The sequence below is a fragment of the Burkholderia sp. Bp8998 genome (assembly GCF_003854235.1).
GTDB lineage: Bacteria > Pseudomonadota > Gammaproteobacteria > Burkholderiales > Burkholderiaceae > Burkholderia.
The window spans coordinates 33,225-57,425 of sequence record NZ_QTQF01000044.1; the positions used below are offsets into that span (position 1 = coordinate 33,225).

Annotated in this window: 16 protein-coding genes; 7 read left to right on the forward strand and 9 right to left on the reverse strand. The window is 63.5% G+C overall.

Annotated features, from left to right (window positions below; genetic code table 11):
- Together DIE06_RS31555 and DIE06_RS31560 are read right to left on the reverse strand one after the other, a co-directional pair.
- Entirely contained in the window at nt 1–3,174 is a 3,174-nt protein-coding gene (locus DIE06_RS31555) for an efflux RND transporter permease subunit (RefSeq protein ID WP_124664784.1), read from the reverse strand.
- Complete coding sequence (locus tag DIE06_RS31560; protein WP_124664785.1) at nt 3,171–4,331, reverse strand: efflux RND transporter periplasmic adaptor subunit; 1,161 nt, start codon at nt 4,329–4,331, stop codon at nt 3,171–3,173. The genes DIE06_RS31555 and DIE06_RS31560 overlap by 4 nt, the downstream gene beginning before the upstream one ends.
- A gap of 214 nt (nt 4,332–4,545) precedes the next feature.
- Here DIE06_RS31560 and DIE06_RS31565 point away from each other — a divergent pair, with 214 nt between their 5' ends.
- Entirely contained in the window at nt 4,546–5,262 is a 717-nt protein-coding gene (locus tag DIE06_RS31565) for a TetR/AcrR family transcriptional regulator (RefSeq protein WP_124664804.1), read from the forward strand.
- A 381-nt stretch (nt 5,263–5,643) separates the two neighbouring features.
- Here the strand turns inward: DIE06_RS31565 and DIE06_RS31575 are convergent, their stop codons facing one another.
- Entirely contained in the window at nt 5,644–6,759 is a 1,116-nt protein-coding gene (locus tag DIE06_RS31575; RefSeq protein WP_124664786.1) for an AI-2E family transporter, read from the reverse strand.
- 301 nt (nt 6,760–7,060) lie between these two features.
- Between DIE06_RS31575 and DIE06_RS31580 the strand changes: the two genes are divergently transcribed.
- The 6 genes from DIE06_RS31580 (at nt 7,061) to DIE06_RS31605 (ending at nt 16,273) form a co-directional block, all read left to right on the forward strand.
- Entirely contained in the window at nt 7,061–8,158 is a 1,098-nt protein-coding gene (locus DIE06_RS31580) for a VOC family protein (RefSeq protein WP_124664787.1), read from the forward strand.
- Nucleotides 8,159–8,194: 36 nt separating this feature from the next.
- Nucleotides 8,195–9,151, forward strand: a complete 957-nt coding sequence (locus tag DIE06_RS31585) for a fumarylacetoacetate hydrolase family protein (RefSeq protein ID WP_124664788.1) — start codon at nt 8,195–8,197, stop codon at nt 9,149–9,151.
- Complete coding sequence (locus DIE06_RS31590; protein ID WP_124664789.1) at nt 9,148–11,157, forward strand: acyl-CoA synthetase; 2,010 nt, start codon at nt 9,148–9,150, stop codon at nt 11,155–11,157. The genes DIE06_RS31585 and DIE06_RS31590 overlap by 4 nt, the downstream gene beginning before the upstream one ends.
- Before the next feature lie 291 nt (nt 11,158–11,448).
- Entirely contained in the window at nt 11,449–12,186 is a 738-nt protein-coding gene (locus DIE06_RS31595; RefSeq protein ID WP_124664790.1) for an OmpW family protein, read from the forward strand.
- 186 nt (nt 12,187–12,372) lie between these two features.
- Entirely contained in the window at nt 12,373–15,351 is a 2,979-nt protein-coding gene (locus DIE06_RS31600; protein ID WP_124664791.1) for a molybdopterin-dependent oxidoreductase, read from the forward strand.
- Between the two features lie 10 nt (nt 15,352–15,361).
- Complete coding sequence (locus DIE06_RS31605) at nt 15,362–16,273, forward strand: 4Fe-4S dicluster domain-containing protein (RefSeq protein ID WP_124664792.1); 912 nt, start codon at nt 15,362–15,364, stop codon at nt 16,271–16,273.
- Between the two features lie 39 nt (nt 16,274–16,312).
- Here DIE06_RS31605 and DIE06_RS31610 read toward each other — a convergent pair whose 3' ends face one another.
- The 6 genes from DIE06_RS31610 to DIE06_RS31635 all read right to left on the reverse strand — a co-directional run bounded on the left by DIE06_RS31610 (nt 16,313) and on the right by DIE06_RS31635 (nt 24,195).
- Complete coding sequence (locus DIE06_RS31610) at nt 16,313–18,661, reverse strand: DUF1989 domain-containing protein (RefSeq protein ID WP_185733516.1); 2,349 nt, start codon at nt 18,659–18,661, stop codon at nt 16,313–16,315.
- A gap of 114 nt (nt 18,662–18,775) precedes the next feature.
- Nucleotides 18,776–20,146, reverse strand: a complete 1,371-nt coding sequence (locus DIE06_RS31615; RefSeq protein WP_124664793.1) for an NAD(P)-binding domain-containing protein — start codon at nt 20,144–20,146, stop codon at nt 18,776–18,778.
- 49 nt (nt 20,147–20,195) lie between these two features.
- Complete coding sequence (locus DIE06_RS31620; RefSeq protein WP_124664794.1) at nt 20,196–21,062, reverse strand: bifunctional 5,10-methylenetetrahydrofolate dehydrogenase/5,10-methenyltetrahydrofolate cyclohydrolase; 867 nt, start codon at nt 21,060–21,062, stop codon at nt 20,196–20,198.
- Nucleotides 21,059–21,916 carry a formyltetrahydrofolate deformylase gene (gene purU, locus DIE06_RS31625; protein WP_124664795.1) on the reverse strand — a complete coding sequence of 286 codons (858 nt, stop codon included), beginning with the start codon at nt 21,914–21,916 and terminating at the stop codon, nt 21,059–21,061. The genes DIE06_RS31620 and purU overlap by 4 nt, the downstream gene beginning before the upstream one ends.
- Before the next feature lie 82 nt (nt 21,917–21,998).
- Nucleotides 21,999–23,129, reverse strand: coding sequence for an aminomethyltransferase family protein (locus tag DIE06_RS31630; protein ID WP_124664796.1), 1,131 nt, complete (start codon nt 23,127–23,129; stop codon nt 21,999–22,001).
- A gap of 49 nt (nt 23,130–23,178) precedes the next feature.
- The gene (locus DIE06_RS31635; protein ID WP_124664797.1) at nt 23,179–24,195 is read right to left on the reverse strand and encodes a DUF3445 domain-containing protein; all 1,017 of its coding nucleotides are present in this window, start codon (nt 24,193–24,195) and stop codon (nt 23,179–23,181) included.
- Nucleotides 24,196–24,201 lie beyond the last annotated feature (6 nt).

Sequence of the window (24,201 nt, forward strand, 5' to 3'; positions counted from 1 at the left end):
TCAGATCTCCGCGTGTTCGACGACGGGCTGTTGCATTCCGCGCTCGTCGCGCCGAACACGGAAGGAAGTTGCATAAAGGGCCGGCAGGAAGAACAGCGTGAGCACGGTGGCGATCGTGATGCCGCCCATGAGCGACGTAGCCATCGGGCCGAAGAAGCCTGAACGAAGGAGCGGAATCAAGGCCAGCACCGCGGCCGCGGCCGTGAGCATGATCGGACGGAAGCGCCTGACGGTCGCGCCCACGATTGCATCGAAACGGGGTTGGCCTGCCGCGATGTCCTGCTCGATCTGATCGACGAGAATCACCGAATTGCGCATGATGATGCCGAACATCGCGATCACGCCGAGCATGGCCACGAACCCGAATGGTTCGCCGAGCAGCAGCAGCGCGCCGACGACGCCTATCAAGCCGAGCGGTGCGGTCAGCACCACGATCAGCACGCGCGAGAAGCTCTGCAGCTGGATCATGAGCAGGGTCAGCACCGCGATGATGAGGATCGGCATTTCGGCATTGATCGACGTCTGGCCCTTCATGCTTTCCTCGACCGAGCCACCCACCACGATGCGATAGCCGATCGGCAGTTGCGCGCGAAGCTCGCTCAGTTGCCGGTCGACGTCGTGCGTGACGTCGATACCTTGCGCGTCGCCGCGAATGTCGGCTTGCACCTTGATGGTCGGCTGCCGATCGCGTTCCCAGATCACGCCGTACTCGAGCGCCGTGCGCACATGGCCGAGCGTGCCGAGCGGTACGGGGCCGCTGGGTGTCGGAATGGCGAGGCTCGCGAGTTGCGACGGATCGACGCGCTCGCTCTTGGGTGCGCGCAGATCGACGTCGATCAGCTTGTCGCGCTCGCGGTACTGCGTCACCGTGTAGCCGGAAAGCGTCATGGCGAGGAAGCTCGACACATCCTGCGAGGTCACACCGAGTTGACGAGCCCGGTTCTGGTCGATCTGGAACGACAGCGAGCGCTCTTCCGGCTCATCCCAGTCGAACTGCACATTGCGCGTGCGCGCGTCGGCACGTACCTTGTCCGCCACCTTTTGTGCGATCTCATGCACTGTCGTGATGTCGTCGCCGCTCACGCGGAATTGAATCGGATAACCGACGGGCGGCCCATTCTCGAGTCGCGCCACACGTGTTTGTACGCCGGGGAATTGCTTCTCGAGCGACGCGTCGAGCCATTTCATGAGCTTTTCCCGTTCCTTGACGTCCTTTGCCGTGATGACGAATTGCGCGAAGTTCGGCTGCTGCAATTGCTGGTCGAGCGGCAGATAGAAGCGGGGCGCGCCGGTGCCGACGAAGTCGACGACGCGATCAATTTCGGGGCGGCCGTGCAGGGCCTGCTCGAGGCGTTGCGCTTCACGCAGCGTCGCGGCGAATGAAGCCCCCTCGGGCAGACGCATATCGACGAGCAACTCGGGGCGCTCGGAGTTCGGGAAGAATTGCTTCGGCACGCGAGTGAAGGCCGCCATGGCAACGGCGAATGCGATCGCCGTTGCGCCCAGCACCAGCCAACGGTGCTCGATGCACCAGGCCACCCAGCCGCCCATGCGGCGATAGAAACCCGTGTTGTAGATATCGTCGTCGTGGCCGTGGCCACCGTGCTCGCCCGCCTTGCGTTCGGGGAGCAGGTGATAACCGAGCAGCGGAACGAGCACGACGGCGGCGAACCACGAAACGATGAGCGCGATCGCCGACACTTCGAAGATCGAGCGCGTGTATTCGCCGGTGCTCGACTTGGCGAGCGCGATCGGCAGGAAGCCCGATACGGTGACGAGCGTACCCGTCAACATCGGAAAGGCCGTGCTCGTATAGGCGAATGCCGCCGACCGCGTGCGGCTCCAGCCTTGCTCGAGTTTCACGGCCATCATCTCGACGGCGATGATGGCGTCGTCCACGAGCAACCCCAGCGCGAGCACGAGGGTGCCGAGCGAGACCTTGTTCAGGCCGATGCCGAACAGATACATGCACAGCGACGTCACGGCGAGCACGATCGGGATCGAGATCACGACGACCATGCCCGTGCGCAGGCCCAGCGAGACGAGGCTGACCACCAGCACGATCGCGACGGCCTCGGCCACGGCCTCGACGAAATCGTCGACCGAATGCTTGACGGTGTCGGGCATGCTCGAGATCTGGACGAGCTTGAGCCCCGCGGGCAGGCGTGCTTGCAGTTCGGCGCGCTCGCCATCGAGCGCCTTGCCGAGCCGGATTACGTCGCCGCCTGTCTGCATCGTGACGCCGATCCCGAGCACGGCATGGCCGTTCGTGCGCATCTGCGTGACGGGCGGATCGTCATAGCCGCGGTGGATCTTTGCGATGTCGCCGAGGCGGAACGTACGGTGATTCACCGAAATCAGCGTGTCTTCGAGCGCATGCACGTCTTTGAACGCACCGCTCGTGCGCACGAATACGCGATCGTCGGCCGTGGTGAACGTGCCGACCGGCGCCACGGCGTTCTGCGCATCGATGGCGTGAGCGAGTTCCGCGGGCGTGATCGCGAGCTTCGTCAACTGCGTGTTCGAAATTTCGATGAAGATGTGCTGGCCAGGGTCGCCAAAGTAATCGACCTTCGCGACGCCAGGCACGCGCAGGAGCACCGTGCGCAATTGGTCAGCATAGTCGTGCAGTTGGGCGGCCGAAAAGCCGTCGCCTTCAAGCGCATAGATGTTCGTATAGACGTCGCCGAACTCGTCGTTGAAGAACGGGCCGACGATGCCCTGCGGCAGCGTGGCCCGGATGTCGCCGACCTTCTTGCGCACCTGATACCAGGTTTCAGGCACCTCCTTGACGGGGGCCGAGTCCTTCATCGCAAAGAAGATCATCGACTCGCCGGGGCGCGAATAGCTCTTGATGTTGTCGACGTAGGGCGCGGCTTGAAGCTGGCGCGCGATGCGATCCGTGACCTGCTCCTGCACTTCACGTGCACTCGCGCCGGGCCAATACGTTTGAATGACCATCGTTCTGAACGTGAACGGCGGATCTTCGGATTGCGAAAGATGGGTGTAGCCGATGACGCCGAACAGCGTCATCAGACCGATCAGGTAAATGACGAGCTGCTGATGACGCAGCGCCCATTCGGAAAGATTGAAGCCGCCTTTGCCTTTGCTTTCGGCCTGCGGAGCGGCGGCGAGCGTCGTGTCGCCCGCCTTTTCATGATCGACGATGCTCATGACGCGAAGTCCTCGGGATGCAACGGGGCGACGACTTGCACATGCTCGCCGGCGCTCACGGTATGGACGCCCTGCACGACGACGCGTTCACCGTCGTGCAGGCCGGTGGCGACTTCAACCGTTCGCTCGCCGTAGTTCGTGACGGTGACGGGACGCAGCACAAGCTTGTCGGTGCCCGGTTGAACGACCCAGACTGCGGGCTTGTCGCCATCGTGAAAGAGCGCCGTGGCTGGCAGCGCGAAGGGGGAAACGCCGTTGTTCGCGTGGGCGATATCGAACTGCACCCGAGCCGTCATGCCGAGCCGAATCTCGGGAGTCGGCGCAATGAGCGTCAGCTTGACGCGCCAGGTGCGGCTTTGCTGATCGGCGCTTGGTGCGACCTCGCGCACGCGTGCTTCGAAGGTCTTGCCGGGCACAGCCGACAGCGTGACCTTCGCGGACTTGCCGACATTGAGCGAATTCAGTGCGCTCTCGGGGGCGTCGCAGGCGATATCGACATCGCCGCTCCAGTCGAGGTGATAGACGGCCTGCCCTTGCTCGACGTTCTGGCCCGTATCGGCGTCCTCGGACTTGATCACGCCGTCGTGGTCCGCGACCAAATTGGTATAGCGCAGGTGGTCTTCGGCCAGGCCCATCTGAGCCAACGCCGAATCGCGCTGCGCGAGCGCCGTTGCATAGGCGTTCTGCGTTTGCTCCAGCTGCGCCGGGGCAATCAGATTGGCCTGCGCCTGCGCTTGATCCCGAGCGAGCTGCTGTTTCTGATAGGCGAGCTGGTGCGTTGCCGCATCGAGCTGAGCGCGTGCGTTCGCTGCATTGTTGCGCAGGTCGGTGGGGTCGAGGACTGCGAGCACTTGCCCGGCTTTCACCGTATCGCCCAGGTGTACGCGGCGCTCGGCAATTTTGCCGCCGACGCGAAACGAAAGCGTCGTCGCGTAGCGCGCGTCGACCTGCGCCGGCAACGAGGTGGCGTCCGGCGTGCCGTCGGCATGCACGGCAAGCGCGACGACGGGCTTCACCTCGGGGGCGACAGGTTCGCGCGTATGACAAGCCGCGAGCAGGACCGCGCCGCAAACGGCGAGACAAAGGCCCGCCCGACGGGGCAACGCAGTGGAAGACGGGCGCGAGGACGACCGCGTTTCAAGACCTGGGAGTTTCACGATGTTTCCAAAGCAAGGGGTTAGCAACAGGAAAGGGGACCAGTCATTCGTCAGGGTTTTTACCGATAAGCATCGATCGGTGGTGACATTAAAGTCGAAGATGATAGAATTGTCAATTATGACTTTTAGATCCGAAACGATGAGCGACAAGAAACAGACAGGCGCACCGGTGAACGGTGGGCACCCCGGTTCGCGATGGCCCCGCGAAGGGGCCATGGAAGTCGGCGGTGCTCGTGCGGTGGACGGTGCGAGCCCGGGCGAGGGCGACCGGCGCGAACCTCGCGGTGCACGGCGCAAGCGTGAGACGCGTGCTCGCCTGCTCGACGCGGCGCTCGCCCTGGTGGCGACGAAAGGTCTCGAATACGTGACCATCAACGAGATCACGGAAGCAGCGGATGTGGGCTTCGGCTCGTTTTACAACCATTTCGAATCGAAGGATGCGCTTCATGCGGCGCTCATCGATTGGGTGATCGAGGAGTTCGGCGACCGGCTCGACGCGCTTGTGAGCGGTCTGTCCGATCCGGCGGAAGTGGTCGCCGTGTGCGTGCGACAGACGTTGTTGCGCGCGCGGCGTGAACCGGTTTGGGGGCGTTTCCTGATCCGCGAGGGTTTTTCGGATCGCGCACTGCACCTCGGCATGCATCGGCGGTTGAGGCGCGATAGCGAGGCGGGTATTGCCGCCGGACGCTTCGTCGCGGCCGATCCCTTCATGAGCCATGTCTCGGTGACAGGCATCGTACTCGCGGCGATTGCCGCGGAGCTCAATGTCGCCGCTCCGGACCGCTCGCCGGCCGAACGGGATCAGGACCGGGACGTTGTGCAAGAGCACCTCGCGGAGCGCGCCGCCGTAGCCGTATTGCAGACGTTGGGTCTGGATCGTGCCGAGGCAGAGGGCGTCGCACTGCGGCCGTTGCCGGTAGCGCCACATTGACGGCGAACGAACGGACGTAACCGGGACGATCTCATTTCCCGACACGAATTGTGCTGAAGATTGTCGGCATCGTGCTGCCGCGCTCGCCGTGGCTGCTGGTGCCGGCGTCGTCTGGGCACGCGCGTTCGTATCGTAGGGATACCTGCATCATGCTTGCCACGGCAACGCGTTTTTCGAAGCAGCTACGCCGTCTTGATGAGCGGGCCGTCGGGTACCGCGGCCATCGAAGGTGTGATGATGCTCGGTGCGCAGGACGTCCGATCGCTGACGATCGTGCCCGTTCCAGGCCCCGGCGCCGGCGCCGGGCGGCACGGAGCGCGCCGGGCTCGTGCGGCGTACTGAAGCATGATTTTTGGAGGCGATGCGCGGGCGGTGGGGAACCTACTCCCGCCCATTCGCATAAAGCGTGCTTGCCAGATAGCGCCGACGCACCTCGCGCAGTGCTGTCGCAAGGATGGCGCTGACAGGAAGCGCGAGCAGTACGCCGAAAAAGCCAAACAGTTGGCCGAATGCCAGCAGCGCGAAAATTGCCGCGAGCGGATGCAGACCGATGCGCTCGCCGATGAGCCGCGGCGTAAGAAACGCCGTCTCGAGCACTTGACCGATCCCATAGATCAAGGCCACCGCACCGAACCCGTACCAGTCGCCGAACTGGAGCAGCGCGGCGAGTAGCGCGAGTACGAGCCCCGTCGCGAAGCCGACATAAGGGATGAAGACCGCAAGCCCGGTAAACACACCGACAGGCAGCGCGACGCCGAAGCCGGCGAGGCCCAGCGCGATCGGGTAGAACGTGGCGAGCACGACCATGACGAGCAATTGGCCGCGCAGATATTGCGACAGAATCTGATCCATCTCGGTGACGAGCGCGTACGTTTTGCCGAGCCACGGCCGAGGCACGAGGCTTTCGATCCGAGCGAAGAACTTGCGCCTGTCGTAGAGCAGGTAGTACAGCACGAGCGGTACCACGACGACATTGCCGACCACGGCAACCAATGCGCTGCCGCCCGTGCGCACAGAGCGCCATGCTGCAAGCTGTACCGACTGTTCGCCGCCTTCGATCCGGCTCGTCAGTACGTTGCGCAAGCTCGACAAATCGAACGACCCGTTCAGGCCGAACATGGCGAGCTTCGGCTGCAGCCACGCATTGATCTGTGCCGCGAATCCTGGAATTCGCGCGGCGAGCGCCGGCAGTTCCTTCTGGATCACGGCGAACACGAGCAGCCCGAGCGACACGATCACCGACGCAAACAAAAGCATCATGACGAGCGCAGCCAGAGAGCGTGGAATACGCTGACGCACGAGCCATTCGACGCCGGGCTGGAGCATGTAGGCAATCAAGCCGCCAAGCAAGAACGGCGTCAGCACGGGACGCAAGGTCCACATCAGAACGCCGAGCCCGACTGCGAGGGCACCGCAGAGCACTGCCTGGCGCTGGTAGGAATGGGGTCGCGTACGCTCTTGCTGCGGCTCGCGCGTTGCGGGTGGATTCGTCGACATCTTCGGGCTCGTGCGTGGCTGGCCGGTCCTGCTTCTCGGGATGGGGAGACGACGATCGTCCGGCTTGATGTCGGCTCTGGATACGACATCGTACCCACAAATGATAATTTTATCACCTATGACAAAATAGGTTGAGTATGTGCGTGCCGGCATCCGACGATAAAGCTGCCCCAGGCAGAGTCGCCGCGCACGTAACGTCTCGATCGCACTTATTGACAAAACTATCAGCGATGAGTTTAATGTCACCAACAGACCGAGCAATGAATCGGACAAGCAACCATAGAGACGATAGGAGCTGAGCGTGGAGACAAGTACGCATCGTGGCGTTCCCGGATTGACTACTGCACAACCGTCGCGTCATCCCCATCCCACGACCAGGGCGTCAGCGTTGTCGTACTTGATCTTCGACCGTCCGGACCTCGGACAGGCCGAGCGATTTCTCAACGACTTCGGACTGCGAACGGTCTTTCGAAACGAAGCGTCGTTGCTGTTGCGAGGCACCGGCCCGGCGCCGTTCTGTTATGTCGTTCGCCACGCGACGAAGGCACGGTTTGCCGGCTTTGGGTTGAAGGTCGATAGCCAGTCGGACCTGCATGCGCTGACCAAGCTCCCCGGCGCCTCGGGGGTGGAATCGTCGGACTGGCCTGGCGGCGGATATCGCGTCACGTTGACCGACCCGTCGGGCTTTCGCGTCGATGCGGTCTGGGGCGTTCGCGAAGTCGAACCGTTGCCCCATCGAAACGCGCTTCAATTCAATTCCGTGGACGCGGCAGTACGAATCAACGACATGCAGCGCCCGCCGACGGTCGCGTCTGAAGTCATCAAGCTGGGGCATGTCGTGCTCGAGCTGGCGGACTTCCAGGAAACGTGCGCGTGGTACACACAGCACTTCGGTTTCATCCCGAGCGATGTGCAGACGCTCCCGGACGGCTCACCCGCCGTCGCCTTCATGCGTCTGGATCTTGGCGAGCGGCCAGCCGACCATCACACGCTCGCGTTGGCGCAAGGCTTCATTCCGAAGTACAGCCATAGCGCCTTCGAATTGATCGATGCGGACGCGGTCGGCATGGGGCAACGCGTGCTACGCGAAAAAGGCTGGACGCACGCTTGGGGTATCGGACGTCATATTCTGGGCAGCCAGATATTCGACTACTGGCAAGACCCCTGGGGCGACAAGCACGAACACTACTGCGACGGCGACCTCTTCACGTCGGACGTACCCACCGGCCAGCATGTGGTCAGCCGTGAAGCGATGGCCCAATGGGGGCCGACGATGCCACGCAGTTTCACCAAACCCAAGCTCTCGCTATCGAGTCTGGCCGCCCTCGTTCGCAACCTCCGACGTAGTCCGGATCTGACGCTGAGCAAGCTGCTGGCGCTCGCCAAGATATTCGCCTGACACCCCCGCATCTCCGACCCATAGAGGCTCGAAACCATGTCACTGCATGTTCTGCATTATCGGCACGAAGGCCACGCTCGTTGGGGCGTGGTACGAAACGGCGCCATCACGCCCATTCCCGGCGAATTCGCGACCACGGCGGAATTTATCGCCGCGAATCCGGTTGAGCGCCTGCTCGAACTCGACGCTCCGACGATTCCCGAGTCGACCGTGCAATGGCTCTCGCCGGTCACGTCGAATCAGCAGTTCATCTGCCAGGGCGCGAATTATCGCCAGCATATGATCGAATCCGGCATGGATCCGGACGTCAAGAAGTTCAACATGATCTTCACGAAGGCCGCGAGCTGCATCGTCGCTGCTGACTCGAAACTGGTGAAGCCACGCGAGGTACGGTTTCTCGACTATGAGATCGAGCTCGGCCTCGTCCTCAAACGCGACATCACGTCCCGCGAAACGGTGACTGACGAGAACCTGCACGATTTCATTGCCGGCGCCGTGATCGTCAACGACTACTCCGCGCGCGACATCCAGATTCCGCAGATGCAGTTCTACAAGGGCAAGAGCTATCGTACGTTCGGCCCTGTCGGTCCGTACCTTTGCCTGCTCGAAAAGCACGACATGCCGAAGCTGAAGGACCTCGCGCTGACGCTGACCGTCAACGCAACGGTTCGACAGAGCGATTCCACTTCGGGTCTCGTCTACGGCCCGGCAGAGACGTTGACCGAGTTGTCCGGCGTTCATGACCTGCATGTCGGTGACTTGCTCGCAACGGGTACGCCATCCGGTTGCGCGCTGATCATTCCGTCGCCGGAGAAGCAACGCGCCGCGGCACAGCTGCCTGAAGCGGAGAAATGGCGTCTTTTCCTCGCCTTGCAAGCGGAGCGACCGCAGTACCTGCAGGACGGCGATGTGGTCGAAGCACGTATCGTCAGCCAGGATGGCTCGATCGATCTGGGCACCCAGCGCAACGTCGTCGTCGCAGAGGCCGCATGAAAGGCGTCGCAAACGAGCAGGACGTCCTCGCTATCGAATCGCAGGGTCAACCGGCGGATATCCCGTCGAGTACCTACGAAATGATCTGCCGGGGCGCCGCCATCAATCCATCGGCACCCGCGCTTTCGTTCTTCGCAACCGCGGACGACTACGCGAACCCGGAGCGCTGGACTTACAGCGAACTGGTGCGCGACATCACGCGCACGGCAAACATGTTGTCGCGGCTGGGCGTACAGCGAGACACGGTCGTCGCCTATGTATTGCCGAATCTGCCCGAAACGCACTTTGTGATCTGGGGTGGCGAAGCCGTCGGCATTGTCTGCGCGATCAATCCACTGCTCGAAAGCGACGCGATCGGCGAGTTGCTCAATGCGTCAGGCGCCAGTGTGATCGTCACCTTGGCGCCGCATCCCGGCACGGACCTGTGGCCGAAAGTGCAGGCGGTGTTGCACAAGGTTGGGTCGCTCAAGCATGTCGTGCTGGTCAACCTTGCCGACCATGTGCCGGACGAACAGCGATTTGCGGCCCGAATGCTTCAGCGCGGCGAATGCTCGAGATTGCACGGCGAGGAAGGTGTGCAGGGCGCGGTTCCTGCGCAGATCGCCATCCACGACTTCGGCGAAGCAATCGCACGGGAGCCGGGCGTGGAGCTCTGCACACCGCACCGAATGAACAGGGACGACGTGTCGTCCTACTTCTGCACGGGCGGCACCACTGGCCTGCCTAAAATCGCGATGCGCCGGCATGGCAACGAGGTGGACAATGCATGGAGCGCCGGACGATTCCTCGGCGAAAGCGTTGGCCCGGGCAAGACGATGTTCTGCGGATTGCCGCTGTTCCACGTCAATGCCGTGATGGTGACGGGACTGCTGCCGTTTTCACGCGGTGCGCATGTCGTGGTGGGCACGCCGCAGGGTTATCGCGGAGAAGGCGTCGTCAAACGCTTCTGGGATATCGTCGCGCATTACCGGATCAACTTTTTCAGCGGCGTGCCGACCCTCTATGGCTCGCTGCTGGACGTGCCCGCTGACGGCCGGGACATCAGTTCGCTCGAGTACGCGTTGTGCGGTGCTGCGCCGATGCCGATGGAATTGTTGCGTGCTTTCCAGACGCGAACCGGAATCAGGATCCTCGAAGGCTACGGTCTCACGGAAGGCACTTGTATCAGCAGCGTCAATCCGCCGCTTGGCGAACGGCGGGTCGGCTCGATCGGCCTTCGCCTGCCGGGCCACGCCATGAAAGCCGTGATGGTTGATGAAACAGGCCGCTACGTGCGGGACTGTGTTGCGGACGAGATTGGCCAACTGGTGATCTCCGGTCCGAACGTGTTCATCGGCTATATGCGGCCGGAGCAAAACAGCGGCATCTGGATGGATCTGGCTGATGGCGGCAGATGGCTCAATACAGGCGATCTGGGACGCTGCGACGCAGACGGTTACTTCTGGCTCACCGGCCGCAGGAAGGAGCTGATCATTCGCGGCGGACACAACATCGATCCGGCAGCGATCGAAGAAGCGCTGCACCGGCATCCCGCAGTGCAGATTGCCGCGGCAGTAGGGCGTCCTGATATGCACGCAGGCGAACTGCCGGTCGCCTATGTCCAGCTCAAGCCGGACATAACGGCAAACGAAGCGGAAATGGCAGCGTTCCTGCGTGACGAGATCAGCGAACGCGCTGCGATTCCCAAAGGCATACGGATCGTTGAAAAGATGCCCTTGACGGGTGTCGGCAAGATCTTCAAGCCCGCGTTGAAGCGGATCGAAACCGTAGATGCGCTGCGGTCTGCGCTCGTCGAAGCTGGCGTCGAGGGCGCAACTGTCAGCGTCGTTGAAGACGCCTTGCGCGGGATTTCAGTTCATGTCGAATTGCCCGACTCGGAACTCGAATCATTGGCGACGTCCGCGCTTGGACGCTTTCCGTTCGCGTTTTCGATCGCTATCGCGGCGAGTGCCGGAAGCAGCGTTGACGACAACGCGGCGTCGGATACGCCCAGGGCGTCGAAGTGATTCACTGACGTACTGGACAACTTGTCGAACCTGACTGCCGCGTAGAAGGGCAGAAAAAGTAACTGACGTTCGCAGTTCCTGACTCCACACGGTGCGAAGACATCAAACAACGCAGGGACTCGGATAAATCATATCGTTGTACTGAGCATGCCTACGTAACAAAGGGGGACGATGTCTGGAATCGGTCCAAGGATACGAGAACCGATCCAACGATCCGGATCAATGGGCGGATCGTTAAAGCCGTGTGGACGATAAAAGCCATTTAGCCGATGAGGCAGGAGAAGACGCGTGATGAACTACTGGAACAATGTCCGGCCTGCCGTTGCGGCGGGTGTTATCTGTTCGGCTGCGCTTGCTGGAAATGCGAATGCACAGTCGGCAGGAAGCTTTACCCTGTCGACAGGGTGGCTTCACGTCGCACCCCAGGGCAATGCCACGCCGCTCACGGTGGAGAGCGTGGGTGGCGTTGCCGTCAATCAGCAGTTGCCGGGCACGGGTGCACACGCGTCGTCAACCGATACGCTCGGCATCAACACCGAGTACTACGTGACCGACAACCTCGGCATCGCCACACTCATCGGCCTGCCGCTCACGGTCAATCTGCAGGGCAGGGGGACGCTCGCGAAGTACGGCACCCTCGGCACGACGCGACCGATGCCGCCTGCCATCGAGCTTCGATATCACCTGTTCGATGCTCAGTCGAAATTTCGTCCTTTCGTCGGATTGGGCGTGAACTACACGTGGTTCACCCAGGTTCGCGCAACCAACGCCCAGTTCATCACCGATAGCGTGGGTCCTGGCGGATCGATACGCGCGACCCTCGGTGCATCGTGGAACCCCGTGTTCGATGTCGGGGCAAGTTACGCGATTTCCAAACATTGGTCGGTCGGAGCGTCTGTCGGCTACATCCCGCTCAAGACGCACATGACCATATACGGACGGACCGCAACCGGAACGCAGATCGTTTCCAGGTCGACGCTCCGGATCGAACCCATTAACGTCTTTCTGAACGTCGGCTATACGTTCTAGCGCCAGCGACGAGCGTTCCCTGACGTCAAACCCGGCGGCGGATCGTGCAATGGGGCCCGGCTTTCCCGGGTCTTCAAACCATCCCCACACATGACCGCGCCTGCCTGAGCCGTTTGACCGCTCGGGGGAACGGGTCGGTCATACCCCGATGCTCGCATTTGCGCAGACTTACCATTGGATCAAAAAGTGAAACGACAGATCCTCAAGGCCATTCTCTTTGCCATGCCCAAGGTCCTCGACCTGACGGCACGCCGCTTCCCTGCCTATCGCGATCGGCTCAAGGAGCGCGATCTCGTCGCGTGGATCGGGCTCATGGATCAAAGCATCGGTCGCGTCATCAAGATCAAGAACGGCCGCATCCGGTCGTGTGCCGGCAGGCATCGTCAGCCCGACGTGCGCATGCAATTCAAGGACGTGGCCACCGCGCTGAAATTTCTCTCCGCCAGTCCGGACTACCTGGATATCATCCATGCGGCGAAAAACTTCAAGGTGGTCACTGAAGGCGACGACGCGTTGCTGGTGTGGTTCATGCAAACGCTGAGCATGATGCAAACCATCAGCCTGCCGATGGGTACGCCCATGCGCGACGGCACGCAGCGCTACACCACGTGCACCAACGGCGGCCCTTTGTTCGTGTACGTGAGAAATGGACGCATCGTTCGCGTGACGCCTGTCGATCTCGACAACAAGGATGCGTCGAGCTGGGAGATTGAAGCGCGCGGACGCCGTTTCAGCCCGCCACGGCGTGGCCTCGTCGCGCCGCACGCATTGGCGATCAAGTCGCTCGTCTATTCGGAAAAGCGCATCCTTCACCCGATGAAGCGAGTCGATTTCGACCCGGACGGCGAGCGCAATCCGCAAAACCGCGGCAAGTCCACCTATGTACCCATCAGCTGGGACGAGGCGTTGGACATCGTCGCGAAAGAGATCAATCGGCAAAAGCGGGTTCACGGTCCGGGCTCCATTACGTTTCCGATGTCGTCGCACCATCAGTGGGGCAATATCGGCTACTACCTCAGCGCGTTGACGCGGTTTGCCAACCTGATCGGCTTCACGCGGGTGGCCGCCAATCCGGACAGCTGGGAAGGGTGGTACTGGGGCGCCATGCATCACTTCGGCAACTCGATGCGCGTTGGCGTGCCGTCCGGCTATGGCGGAATCGAGGACTGCCTGAAGGAAGCCGAAATGATCGTTTTCTGGTCGAGCGACCCGGAAAGCACGAATGGCGCCTACGCCGGTTTCGAAGGTACGCCGCGGCGTCTTTGGGCCAAGGAACTGGGAATCGAGTTCGTCCATATCGATCCGCACTGCAATCCGACTGCCCAATTGCTGGGTGGGCGATGGATTCCGGTCCGACCGCAAACGGACGCGGCCCTCGCCACTGCCATCATGTATGTATGGCTGATGGAGGACCTGTACGACAAGGATTACGTCGCTAACCGGACGACCGGGTTCGACGAATGGCGGGCCTACCTGACGGGCGAGACGGATGGCGTGCCCAAAACGCCCGAATGGCAGGCGCTGGAAACCGGCGTGCCCGCCAAGGACGTCCGGGCCCTGGCGCGGCGGTGGGGGAAGAAGAAGGTGTATCTCGCCGTCGGAATGACGGGCGCGGGATTTGGCGGGGCGGGACGCGGTGCGACGGGGGCCCAATGGGCGCGTTGCATGATCATGATGATGGCGATGCAGGGTTGGGGCAAGCCGGGCGTCAATTTCGGCTGCCTCGAAATCGGCGTTCCGCACGATCTGAACTTCTACTTTCCAGGCTACGCGGACGGTGGGATGTCGGGCGAGCTCGCGTGGACCGCGAACGCCGTGAACAACTATCAACGCATGCCGCACATCCTGACGATGAATCCGGTCAAGCAGATGGTTCCGCGGCAGCAGTTGCCCGATGCAATCATCAACGGCCACGCGACAGGCTACCTCTGGGACGGCATGTCCCAGGAAGCGCAGTTCGCGCCGTTCAGTTATCCGATGCCCGGTTACTCGCCGATCCGCATGATCTATCGCTATGGCGGCTCTGCCTTCAGCACGGTGACGAAAGCGGGGCGCTGGGCCGATGCCTACCGTCACCCGAGCATCGAGTTCGTGGTCAATCAGTCGATCTGGATGGAAGGCGAGGCGACGTTCGCCGATATCATTCTGCCTGCATGCACATCGCTGGAGCGGTGGGACATCGGCGAATGGTCGAATTCCGGTGGCTACGCGCATCACGGCTTCAACACGGTCAATCACCGCATGATTACGCTGCAGCATAAGTGCATCGAACCTTTGGGCGAGTCTCGCTCTGACTATGACATCTTCACCGCTATTCTGACCCGTCTGGGACTTGGCAGCGTGTTCACCGAGGGCTGCGGGGAGCTGGACTGGGTCAAGCGGGTTTTCGACTCGTCGGATTTGCCGGATCACATTTCGTGGCGCGAGTTCTGCCGTAAAGGCTACTTCGTTGTACCAACCGAAAAACCGGAATTGCGACATCCAGTGGATATGCGCTGGTTCGCGGAAGGCCGGCGCAAGGATCTGCAGGAGCCGCATCCGATGCCGTCGCAATATGCCGAAAAATTCGGCATGGGCCTGCAGACGCCCAGCGGCAAGCTCGAGTTCGTACCCGAGTTGCTGAAGCGGCACACAGCGGACAACCCGGAGCGGCCGGCGGTGAACCGATACATCCCGTCCTGGGAGGGCATGCGCTCTCCACTGGCACAGCGATATCCGCTGCAACTGATCGCCACGCATAGCCGTTACAGTTTTCACACCCACTGCGACGGCAAGAACTCCTCGGTCAACAGCATCGAGGATCATCGTGCGTTGATTGGCGGACATCGCTTCTGGCTGCTGCGGCTCGGCGCCGTCGACGCTGCGGCCCGCGGCATTGCCCATCGCGATCTCGTCAAGGTCTACAACGACCGCGGTGCGGTCATCTGCGCGGCTGATGTATCGCCGCTGGTCACTGCCGGGGTAGTCAAGTCATACGAGGCGAGCGCTGAATTCCAGTTGATCGAAATGGACGGGGAGTGCGTCGAAATTGGCGGTTGCATGAACCTGCTGACTCCGGATCGGCCCCAGACGGCAGGTACCAGCAGCATGAGTCCGAATTCATGTCTTGTGCAGGTGGAAAAGTGGAAAAGCGCGGATGCTTTCCTGATCGGTCGCGCAGCGTGAGGAGCATACGATGAGCAAATGGAATCTGGTTATCAAGGTCGGGCAATGCGAGAACTGCCAGAACTGCGTCATCGCGGCGCGCGATGAGCATGTCGGCAATGACTTTCCCGGGTACGCCGCGCCTGCCGCGGCCAGCGCCGAAAGCCCCATTCGCATCCTGCGCCGCGTGCAGGGCGAGTCCCACATGGTCGAAACGACGTACTTGCCGGTGATGTGCAATCACTGCGACGACGCACCCTGCATGCGCGTCGGCGGCGACGCGATCCACAAGCGATCCGACGGCATCGTCATCATCGATCCGGACAAGGCGCGAGGGCGCATGGACATCGTCAAGTCCTGCCCGTACAAGGCAATCGTCTGGAACGAGGAACTGCAACTGCCGCAGACCTGGATCTTCGACGCGCATCTGCTCGATCAAGGTTGGTCACACCCGCGTTGTCAACAGTCGTGCCCGACCGAGGTGTTCGAAGCGGTCAAGCTCGATGACGGGTCGATGGCCGAGAAGGCTCGCCGCGAGGGCCTCAGGGTGCTGCAGCCCAACTTCGGGACGAAGCCACGCGTGTGGTACAGCGGCCTGGAGCGATGGGACACCTGCTTCATCGGAGGAAGCGTGAGCGCGCTGATTGGCGATGTGGTCGAATGCGTCGCGGGTGCGGAAGCGACCCTGTACAGCGGCGATCGCTTGGTGGCCGAAACCGTGTCGGACGACTTCGGCGATTTCCGGTTTGGCAGTTTGGCGAAGGGCAGCGGCGTCTACACAGTCGAAATCCGTCATGCACACGGGGAGGCTTCGCGCCAGTGCGAGCTGGGCGAAAGTGCCTACCTTGGCGAACTCCGCGTTGCTCCGTCTTCACGAAATATCGCGAATGACGGACTTCATCAGGCTGTGTTATCCGAGAGCCGCGGTTCCGTCACATCGTGACGGACTCGTCTCGCCTCGATGCGTAAGGGCGTTCGTGCGCTAGCTGCGAACGCGCGCCTTTTGAGGATCGTAAAAAACGGGCGCGGTCACCCGCGCGTCGATGCGTTTCTGCTGGCCGTCAAGCTTGCCGACGTGGAGCACGTCGCCAGGCTGCGCGTGGTACACGTCGATTCGCGCGAGTGCGATGTTCATGCCGAGGATCGGCGAGCGCATGCCGCTCGTGACGACCCCCACCTGCGCCCGCCCGTCGTGCACGCAATCGCCGTGACGGGCCGGTTCGTTGCCGGCGAGTTCCAGCCCGACCAGCCGGCGATGCGGATGCGCGCTACGGCGCAGCAGCGCGTCCCGCCCGACGAAGTCGTCGGTCTTCGTGTTGAGCGGAACGCTGAATCCGATGCCGGCCTCGAACGGATCGGTTTCGTCGGTGAATTCGTATCCGGCGAACACGAGCCCGGCTTCGATCCGCAACAGGTCGAGCGCCTCGAGTCCGAGCGGCACGAGCCCGTGCGGTTGACCTTCTGCCCAGATCGCATCCCATACGGCCTGCGTATCGCGCGGATGACACCAGACCTCATAGCCGAGCTCGCCGGTGTAGCCGGTCCTGCTGACGATGACGGGGCAGCCGTCGTCGCGGCCGAGGCGGCCGATCAGGAACCGGAACCAGCCGAGGCTGTCGAGCGACGGTTGCGTCGCGGGCGTCCGGATCAGCGCGCGCAGGATCTCGCGGCTGCGCGGCCCTTGCACCGCGACATTGTGGATCTGGTCGGACGACGACTTGATCCATGCCTTCATGCCGAGCCTGTTCGCCTGCTCCCGCAGCCAGATACCCGCGAAATCGTCGCCGCAGATCCAGCGGAACGTGTCGGGGCCGAGCCGCATCAGCGTGCCATCGTCGAGCATTCCGCCGTGCGGATGGCACATCGCCGAGTAGACGACCTGGCCGACCGCGAGCCTGCGCACGTCGCGCGTCAGGCAGTATTGCAGCAGGGCCTCGGCGTCGGGACCGACGACATCGAACTTGCGCAACGCGGACAGATCGATGATCGCCGCGCGCTCGCGGCAGCCGTAGTACTCGTCGATCGCGCCATAGCCGTCGAACCGCGCCGGCAGGTGCCAGCCGCGGTAGTCGACGAAGTGTCGCGTGAGCGCCGACGTGCGCGCGTGGAAGCCCGATTGGCGCGTCAGCACGGGCAGGGCGTCGGGTGTGGATCGGATAGCGGTGGACATGGTGAAGCGCGCTTCGCTTGAGTAGGTTCGGATCCGGATGTCGGTCGGTTGCCACGCGTTTGCGGGATCGATGTCGTCGGGGCACGACGTGCTGACGCAGAGCAACGGCTTCAACGCGCGCATCAGCACGTAGTCGCCCGGGCGCGACCACGGTTCATCGATCGTCATCTGCCCGTGCGCGTCGATCGCGGTATTGAAGAAGAAATTGATCGCCGGCCAGCCGGGACGCGCGGCCACGCCGTAATCGGCGAGCGCCGCGCTGATGTTGTCGCTGCAGTTCGGATGACCCGGGTAGCCCTGCGTTTCGTAATAGCGCGCCGTGCACGCGAGCGCGAACGTGTCGTGCCGGCCGACGGTGTCGTGCACGACTTCCAGCATCGGCTGCATGAGCTGGTCGAAGCATCGTGCATACAGACCGGGCAGCGGATACGCATGGCCATTCAGCGTGCGCGTGACAGTCGGATCGATGCCGACTTCCTGATGGCGGCCGAGCGCGTCGAGATCGAATGCGACGAAATCGGAGCATTGCCTGCCATCGACGTCGACGATCTGGATGTACTCGCCGGCCGCCACCGTGTAAGCGACGGCGGTGCCTGGACGGATCACGAAATCGGCGAGCGGATCGGCGAGCGGCACACTCGTCTCCGTGGCAGCGGACTTTCGTGCGCGGACGACGGACAGGTGCAGTTCCGTCGCCGGCCGGCCGGCCCGGTCGACGGGCACGGGGCCGCCGGGGGCCGCGACAATCGCGACGAGCGGCTCCGTCGCGACGAACGTGCGTGCGCAGCCGGCATGGGTGTCGCCGGACCAGAGGATCGCTCCGACCGGCAACGGCGCGCCCGTCAGTCCGTGTCGTTCGAACAGGGTCGTGATATCCCGTTGTGCGGCGAAACCGCCGTTCAGGCATTCGGCGATGAAGCGCGCGCCGTCGTCGGGCGTCAGGTCGAGCGCGGCAAGCGCGCTGCCGCCGTCATGCACGCGCAATGCGAGCAGTTCGGCCCGCTGCCGGCCCTCGACATCGATCACCTGCAGCGTGTCGCCGGCATCGAGCATGACGGCGGCGAGCCCCGAACCGGCGACGCGATGGCGTTCGCGGCCGGCCGCATGGCCGGACAACGCGGGTTCGTGCGGCCGCGATACGGACGGCGGACGAATAAGCATGGACGTTCCTTGCATGGATGGACGGGCGCGGCTCGCGATGCGAGTGGCCGCGAATGACACGGCTTGCGTCGCGGCGCCCGGTGCACGGCCGGGCGCCGCAACTCGGCGCGACGGTCAGCCTGCACGCACGCGCGGCTCGGGCGCCCGCTCGCCGAGGTACGCGTCCATCGAATCGTCGAGCGCGTCGAGCCAGGGCGTGTGATGCGGCGGCGACTGGGTGCCGGTCATCAGCGAGCGATAGGACTTGTCGCGATAGCCCATGATGTTCTCGTGCTTGTCGTGCTTCCACGCGAGGAACGTGCGATTGACGCCGGCGATGTCGAAGTTCGGATAGTCGGTCGCTTCGATCAGGTCCTGGATATAGCTGCCCTGGTACTCGAACATCTGCTGGTTGGTGACCAGCGATTCCTCGCGCGCACGCCACGCGAGGCTGTCTGCGTGCATCGCGTCGAAACCGGGCAGCGCGATGCGGCCGAGAATCACGTCGCGTGCGTACCAGGCTTGCGCGTCGAACATGTTGAACGAGTACCAGAGGTCCTGCATGCCGAGATAGATCAGTTTCGGATTGCGCTCCCAGAAGATGCCCTTGTACAGGTCGAGCGGCCAGAGCCGGTTGTTCGTCTTCAGCCGCAGGCTGTCGGGCAGGAACGGGAAATGGTGCTGGTATCCGGTGCAGAGGATGATCGCGTCGATCTTCTTGCTGGTGCCGTCGGCAAAAAACGCGACGTTGCCGCGAACGCGCTCGAGCAACGGCTTTTCTTCCCAGTTCGCCGGCCAGTGATAACCCATCGGCGCGGTGCGATAGCAGCTCGTGATGCTGCGCGCGCCGTACTTGTAGCATTGCGACCCGATGTCCTCGGCCGAATAGCTGCTGCCGACGAGCAGGATGTCCTTGTCCTTGAATTCGAGCGCATCGCGAAAATCGTGCGCGTGCAGGATGCGTCCGCCGAAACTGTCGAAGCCGGGAAAGCTCGGCAGGTTCGGCGTCGAGAAATGGCCGCATGCGTTCACGACATAGTCGAAGTCTTCCGCATACACGACGTCCTTGTCGAGATCGTGCACGGTCACGGTGAAGCGGCCGCTGGCGTCGTCGAACGCGATCTGGCGCACGACGGTGCCGAACCGGATGTATGGACGCACGCCGGCCTTCTCGACGCGTCCCTTGATGTAGTCCCACAGCACTTCGCGCGGCGGATAGGACGCGATCGGCTTGCCGAAGTGTTCCTCGAACGTGTAGTCGGCGAACTCCAGGCATTCCTTCGGGCCGTTCGACCACAGATAGCGGTACATGCTGCCGTGGACGGGCTCGCCGAATTCGTCGGTGCCGGTGCGCCACGTATAGTTCCACATGCCGCCCCAGTCGCGCTGCTTTTCGAAGCAGACGAGTTGCGGGATGTCCGCGCCCTTCGCCTGGGCCGACTGGAAGGCGCGAAGCTGGGCCATGCCCGACGGGCCCGCACCGATGATTGCAACACGTTGTGTCATCGCGTTCTACCTCGTTGGAAGTGATTAGCCATTCGGGCGCGGACGTACGTCACGTCGCGCGCTGCCGCCGCGCCGCGAGCGCGGTGTTCTTCATCAGGAAGGCGATCGTCATCGGCCCGACGCCGCCCGGAACGGGCGTCAATGCACCGGCGACGCGCGACACGCTGTCGTGGTCCACATCGCCGACGAGCCGCGTCGCGCCACCGGATTCGATCCGGTTGATGCCGACGTCCACGACGACCGCGCCCGGCTTGATCCAGCCCGCATCGACGAGCCCCGGCTTGCCTGCCGCCGCGACGACGATGTCCGCCTGGCGGCACAGCTCCGCGGCATTCGCGCTGCGCGAGTGGACGGTCGTCACCGAGCAGTCGCACTGGAGCAGCAGCGCCGCCATCGGCTTGCCGACGACGTGCGAGCGCCCGACGACGACCGCATGCTTGCCGCGCAGATCGCCGACGATCTCCCGCAGCAGGTGAAGGCAGCCCGACGGCGTGCACGGCACGAGCACGTCCTGGCCGAGCGCGAGCCCGCCGACGTTCTCGCGATGGAAACCATCGACGTCCTTGCGTGGATCGATCGCATCGATCACGGCCGCGGCGTCGAGCTGCGCGGGCAGCGGCATCTGCACGAGAATCCCGTGTACGTCGGGGTCGGCGTTCAGTTCGGCGACGAGCGCGAGCAAGGTGGCCGCGGCGCTGTCGGCGGGCAGTCGGTGCTCGATCGAACGGATCCCGACCTGCTGCGCGCGCAGGATCTTGTTGCGCACATAGATGTGGCTCGCCGGATCGTCGCCGACGAGCACGACCGCGAGGCCGGGCATCACGCCTTCCGCGCGCAGCCGCGCGACGTCCTGCCTGACGGATTCCAGCAGCGCGTCGGCGATCGCCTTGCCGTCGATGAGCGTCGCGCCGCTCATTTGAAGATCACCGTGCGGCTCCGGTTCAGGAACACACGGTGCTCGGTGTGGTACTTGACCGCGCGCGACAGCGCGACCGTCTCGGTGTCGCGTCCGATCGACACGAGATCGTCCGGTTGCAGCACGTGGTCGACGCGCTGCACCTCCTGCTCGATGATCGGCCCTTCGTCGAGGTCGGACGTCACGTAGTGCGCGGTCGCGCCGATCAGCTTCACGCCGCGCTCGAATGCCTGGTGGTACGGCTTCGCGCCCTTGAACCCCGGCAGGAACGAGTGGTGGATATTGATCGCACGGCCGGAAAGCCGCTCGCACAGGTCGTTCGACAGGATCTGCATGTAGCGGGCCAGCACGACGAGCTCGGTGCCGGTTTCGTCGACGATGCGCAGCAGCTCCGCCTCCTGCCGCGCCTTGGTGTCCGGCGTGATCGGCAGGTAGATGAAGCGGATGCCCTCGCGCTCGGCCATCGGCCGCAGGTCGAGATGGTTCGACACGACCGCGGTGATCCGCATGCGCAGCTCGCCCTTGCGGAAGCGGTACAGCAGGTCGGACAGGCAGTGGTCGAACTTGCTCACCATCAGCAGGACCTTCATCGGTTCGCCGGCGCTTTTCAGTTGCCACTGCATCGAGAAGTCGCGGGCTACGCTGCCGAAATCGCGCTGCAGCTGCTCGACGTTGCCGCTCGCACCGGCGTTGAAGCGGAACACGGCACGCATGAAGAACGTGCCGCTGACCTCGTCGTCGTACTGCGCCAGTTCGCTGATGTAGCAGTTCGATGCGGCGAGCTGAGAGGTGACGGCAGCGACGATGCCGGACGTGGCCGGGCAGCTGATCGTCAGGATGTAGTTCGGATTCACGTCGTGTGTCCTCGAAACGGATCGGAATGCGGGAAAGGCCGGCCGCCACCGTGGCGCGTGGTCACGCGCGGTCGTCACGGCATCAGCCGATGGCGGTGCGCTTCGTCTTCTCGGGATCGTCGAACGGCAGCAGTGCGGCGGTCGCGCGCGTCTCGATGCTGCCCTTCACGACGAGCGGCGCGCCAGCGTGGGCATGTTCGACGTCGAGGCGGGCGATCGCGAGCGAGCGCCCCGTCAGCCGCGAGACCATCGCGCACGTGATCACGCCGACCTGTTTGCCGTCGCGCCATAGCGTGTCGGCAGCCTGCGCGGCCTTCGTGGCCTCGAGCTCGACGCCGAAGATCCGGAACCGCTCCTTGCCAGCCAGCCGGACATGCTCGGCAGCGCCGCAGAATTCGGTCTTGCCGGGCGACACCGTGAAATCGAGGCCGAGCTCCCACAGCGTGTCGCCTGCGCGTTCGTCGGCAAACGGGTACATCTCGGAGTTGTCGTACGGGTAGAACAGCAGGGAGCTCTCGACGCGCAGCCAGTCCAGCGCGGTGAACGCGCATGGGACGATGCCCATCGCCCGGCCTTTCTCGAGGATCGTGTCCCAGATCAGCGGCGCGTCGGCGGCCTTGCAGAAGATCTCGTAGCCGCGCTCGCCGGTGTAGCCGGTACGCGAGATCATCACCGGCCGCCCGAACAGGCGCGTCTGAATGTGGTGGAAGTAAGGCAGGTTGCGGATCTCCGGCACGTATTCGGCGAGGAAGTCGACCGCGACGGGCCCTTGCAGCGACAGGTCGTGCAGGTCGTCGTCGAACAGCACGGCGACCTGCCGGCCGTACGCGGAGCGCACGAGGCGCTCGTACCCCGCGCCCGCGCCATGGACGACCATGAACGCGTTGGGGCCCGTCCGGTAGACGATGCAGTCGTCGATGAACTTGCCGCGCTCGTCGAGCATCGTCGCGTACACCGACTTGCCCGGATACAGCTTGCCGATGTCGCGCGTCGTCGCCCAGTTCAGCAGGCATTCGGCGTGCGGGCCGACGTAGTGCACCTTCTTCAGCCCCGATACGTCCATCAGGCCGGCGCGGGTGCGAATGGCCTCGTGGTGGTCGGCGAGGTCGGTCGAATAGGTCCATGCGGTGCCCATGCCGTTCCAGTCCTCGAGATTCGAGCCGAGTGCGCGATGCCGGTCCGCCAGGGCGGAGATGCGCCAGGAGTTCGCCATCTTGAATGCTCCATACGAAAGTGAAGGTCGATCACGAAAAAACGCCGGGTCAGGCGTCGACGTCGAACTGGCTGAGCCACTCGACGAGCGTGTGCCGGTAGCGGGACATGCCCTTGTATTCGGCGATCGGCTCGGGCAGGTCGCGCAGCACGCGGTGCAGCCGGCGCGCCCAGACCGGATTGCCGACGAGGTCGGCCATGCTGCAGAGGTAGGTGCGGATGCCGAACATCAGCGCGTTGCTGCGCGGCAGCCGCGCCATCAATTGCAGCTCGACGCGCAGATGCACAGCCTCGCCGACGTTGTCGGGCGTCACGCGCCCGCGGTCCGCGCCCCACAGGTGATAGGTTTCGGGCGACGTGTCGAGGCGCGGATGGATGGTCAGCGTCCAGTTCAGGCGGCGCACGGGTTGCCCGACCTGCACGGCGAGCAGGTATTTCAGCGCGCGGTCGAATACGCCCGCCTGGTGCGCGAGCGGCACCGGCGCATGCCATTGCCTGAAGCTCATCCCGGCATCGAACGCGAGCGACCAGTCGGCCGGGCCCGTGACGACGCCGGCGTCCATGTACAGGTCGCCGTCGCGCTGGTCGAGCAGCGCGATGTCGCCTTGCGCCTGCCGCATGATGTATTCCAGCGGGCCGTACGGCAGCGTGCGCGCGTCGCCGAACACGAAGGTCTGTTCGAGGTCGAGCGCGCGGTTTTGCCATCGCCAGCGATCGTCGTCGCGCTCGAGCGCGAACCACTCCGGATAGTCGTGCGCCAGATGCGTCATGACCAACTCCAGCGTGTCCCACGACGCGGTCTCCATGTGCGGCATCACGATCGCACGGCGCGGCTCGGCGTCGAGCACGCGCGCACGTTCGGCGATCTCGGAACGGTAGTGCTCGTCGATGTCGAAGCAGTGCGCGTAGACCGAGCCGGGATCGCGCGGCGTCGCGGGTTCGAGGTTGACCGAATACATGTACCGGTCCTCGGCGAACGGAAACGGAAAGCGCGCGATCGCCGCCGGGCTGTTGCGGAACGAGAAGTCGTCGCGATACGTCTGCGCGGGCTTGATGAATACGCTCATGACACG